Origin of the sequence: Pelomonas sp. KK5 (assembly GCF_001984095.1) — a bacterium.
Classification (GTDB): Bacteria; Pseudomonadota; Gammaproteobacteria; order Burkholderiales; family Burkholderiaceae_C; genus KK5.
Map to the genome: position 1 here is coordinate 1 of NZ_LYVQ01000393.1, position 3,184 is coordinate 3,184.

At 70.5% G+C, this 3,184-nt stretch carries 2 protein-coding genes and 1 pseudogene; 1 reads left to right on the top strand and 2 read right to left on the bottom strand.

All coding sequences use genetic code 11. The features are described from left to right. Positions 1 to 122: 122 nt before the first annotated feature. Positions 123 to 1,448: an MFS transporter gene (locus B0W88_RS30810; protein WP_083749184.1), complete on the top strand. Its 1,326-nt coding sequence runs from the start codon at positions 123 to 125 to the stop codon at positions 1,446 to 1,448. On the opposite strand, the gene B0W88_RS30815 is transcribed toward B0W88_RS30810, so the two are convergent. Together B0W88_RS30815 and B0W88_RS30820 are read right to left on the bottom strand one after the other, a co-directional pair. Then, on the bottom strand, positions 1,377 to 2,591 hold the full coding sequence (locus tag B0W88_RS30815) for an MFS transporter (protein WP_083749185.1): 1,215 nt from the start codon (positions 2,589 to 2,591) through the stop codon (positions 1,377 to 1,379). The genes B0W88_RS30810 and B0W88_RS30815 overlap by 72 nt on opposite strands. Next, positions 2,591 to 3,184: pseudogene (locus B0W88_RS30820) on the bottom strand (aldehyde dehydrogenase (NADP(+))); the annotation flags it as partial. The gene B0W88_RS30815 and the pseudogene B0W88_RS30820, both read right to left, overlap by 1 nt.

The following is a 3,184-nucleotide window of genomic DNA, read 5'->3' on the forward strand; positions in this document are numbered from 1 at the left end:
CGCCTGAGCGTGGACGAACTGTTCGATGACGTAACGGCCAATCTCGGCTGACCAACAACAACGGCAGCAACAGGAAGCCGCCCCGCGAAAAGCAGGGCGGCTTCATGCCATCTGGAGACACGATGAACAAGAACAAGAGACAAGAGAACCGCTGGGCCATCCTCGTCCTGCTGGCCCTGGGCTTGATGATTTCCTGGATCGACCGCACGACGCTCGGCGCCGCCTTCGCCGACCGCCACTTCGTCGGCGAGTTCGCGCTCACGCCGGTGCAGCGCGGCTGGATCGGCTCGGCGATGTACTGGTCCTACGGCGTGCTGCAACTGCCGATGGGCTGGCTGGTCGATCGCTACGGCGTCAAGTGGCCCTATGCGGTCTGCTTCGTCGTCTGGTGCGGCGCGGCGGCGGCCACCGGCCTGGCCACGACCATCGACGGCCTGGTCGCCACGCGGCTGCTGATCGGCGCGGCCGAGTCGGTCGTGGTGCCGGCCACCTATCGCTACCTGGCCAACAACTTCGACGAGACCCGCAAGGGCACGGCCCTGGGCATCTATTCGATCGGCGGCAAGATGGGCCCGGCGCTCGGCGCGCCGATCGCGGCCTGGCTGATCGCCTACAGCTCCTGGAGCGCCATGTTCATCGTCACCGGCCTGGCCGGCCTGCTGTGGCTGGCGCCCTGGCTGATGCTGCTCAAGAACGACTATCCGTCGCGCAGCGAGCTGGCCGAACGCAAGCAGCGCGCCGCCTCGGTGCCGTTGCGCAACCTGCTGGCCAGCCCGGTCGTCTGGGGTGGCTTGATCAGCAACTTCTGCTACAGCTACTTCGCCTTCTACTGCATGACCTGGATGCCCGCCTACCTGGTCGAGCAGCGCGGCCTCTCGCTGCAGGATTCGGGCCTCTACACCTTCTTCAGCTTTGCCGGCATCGCGATCGTCGCGGCCTGGGCCGGCTGGGCGGCGGACCGCCTGATCGCCAAGGGGCGCGATGCCGTCAAGGTGCGCAAGGCCTTCATCGTCACCGGCTTCTGCGGCGGCACGACGGTGCTGCTCGGCGCCTATGCGAGCACGCCCGGCGCGGCGCTGTTCTGGAACGTGGTCTCGCTGTCGCTGCTGGGCCTGGTCACGGCCAATAACCTGGCGCTGGTGAAGCTGACGCTGATCCCCAAGCAGGCCGTGGGCCTGAACACCGGGCTGCAGCAGGTGGCGACCAGCCTGGCCGGCGGCGTGTCGGCGAGCCTTTCGGGCTGGCTGCTGCACGTGGGCGGCAGCTACACGCTGCCGATGGTCGCGATCTTCGGCTTCCTGATGTTGGGCGCGGCCAGCACGCAGGTGCTGCTGCGGCGCAAGTGGGCGCCGAGGGTCAGCGAGGCCGTCGCCTCTTCAGTCGACGCGAGCCGCGGCGCGGCGGGCGAGCGGGAACAGCGCGAGCAGCACCAGCAGCAGCAGGCCTGAAGACAGCTCCACCGCCCGGGGCAGGCCGATCCGGTCGGCCGCGAATCCGATCAGCAGGGCACCCAGCGCCGGGCTGCCGCGCGCGATCAGCCCGTGCACGCTGAGCACCCGGCCGCGCAGCCCATCGGGCGTGGTCAGCTGCACGAAGGTCTGCGTGGAGACCAGGCCGCGTGTGATGGCCGTGCCGATGACGACGGCGGCGATCACCGCCACCACCGGCGTGCGCGCCTGCGTCAGCACGATCGCCGCCACCGCACCCAGCATCCACCACATCAGCACCGCGTAGAGGATGCGCGCCGCGCGGCCGACCTGCATCGTCAGCCCCGAGGCCACCGCGCCGAAGGCCGCCGCGCCGCTGAGCACGGCCAGGCCGGTGGCGCTGTGCGCGAAGGTGCCGGCGGCGATCGCCGGGATCAGCTCGATCATGGCCCGCACCATCGAGCCGCCGCACAGCATCACCAGCAGGATCAGCCACAGCGGCCCGGTGTTCACGATGTGGGCGAAGCCCTCGGCCATCTCGGCCAGGAAGCCGCTGCCTTCACGGCGCGGCTGCGCCTCCACCAGGCGCAGCCGCGCCAGCACGGCCACGAAGGCGAAGGTCACGCCCGCATTGGCCACGAACACCCAGACGACGTGCCAGTGCAGGATCATCGCGCCGGCCAGCGCCGGTCCGATCATCCGCGTCAGGTTGACGACCACCGAGTTCAGCGCCACCGCCGCGCCCATGTCCTCGCGCGGCACCATCTGCTGCACCATCGCCAGCCGCGCCGGCTGGATCACCGCGCTGAGCGTGCCCTGCAGCGTCATCAGCAGCACCAGCTCGACCATGCCGAGCTGCTGGATGGCCAGCAGCAGCGCGGTCAGCGCGGCCAGCAGGGCCGAGGCGACCTGTGCATGCATGTTCTGCCGCAGCCGGTCCCAGCGGTCGGCGGCCACGCCGGCGAAGGGGCCGATCACCATGCTGGGCAGCAGGTCGCCGGCCGACAGCAGGCCCAGCCAGAACACCGAGTGCGACCAGTCCCACACCAGCCAGCTGCAGGCGGTGCGCTGCATCCAGGTGCCGATCAGCGAGAGCCCGTTGCCGGCGCAGAACTGGCCGAACTGCGTTTCCAGCAGCACCCGCAGCTGGGCCGGTCGTCCCATCAGCGCAGATCCTGCGGGAGCAGCGCGGCCGGCAGGTTCTGGTAGCAGACCGGGCGCAGCCAGCGGCGGATGGACATCGTGCCGACCGAGGTGGCGCCGAAGTTGGTCGAGGCGGGATAGGGCCCGCCGTGGACCATCGCGTCGCACACCTCGACACCGGTCGGGAAGCCGTTGGCCAGCAGGCGGCCCGCCTTGCGTTCGAGGATGGGCAGGAGCAGCCGCGCGGCGTCGGTATCGGCCTCGTCCAGGTGGATCGTGACGGTCAGCTGGCCCGACAGCGAACGGGCCACTTCCCGCATTTCATCGAGGCTGTCCGCCATGACCACCAGCCCGAGCGGACCGAAGACCTCCTCGGCCAGCGCATGCTGCCCGAGCCATTGGCGGGCGCTCACGCGGAACAGGCCGGGCAGTGCATCGCGCTCGGCCGGCTCGGGGGTCAGCAGGGCCTGCACGCCCCCGCCGCCGCCGATGCGTTCGCAGCCGGCGCGGTAGGCGGCGGCGATGCCGTCGGTCAGCATCGTCTGCTTCGCCGCACCGGCCAGCGCGGCGCGGGCTGCTTCGGCGAAAGCCTCGCCGCCCGCACCCTTCAGCAC

Coding starts and splice junctions, on each gene's coding strand:
- B0W88_RS30810 (WP_083749184.1), top strand. CDS start 123: ATGAACAAGAACAAGAGACAAGAGAACCGCTGGGCCATCCTCGTCCTG.
- B0W88_RS30815 (WP_083749185.1), bottom strand. CDS start 2,591: ATGGGACGACCGGCCCAGCTGCGGGTGCTGCTGGAAACGCAGTTCGGC.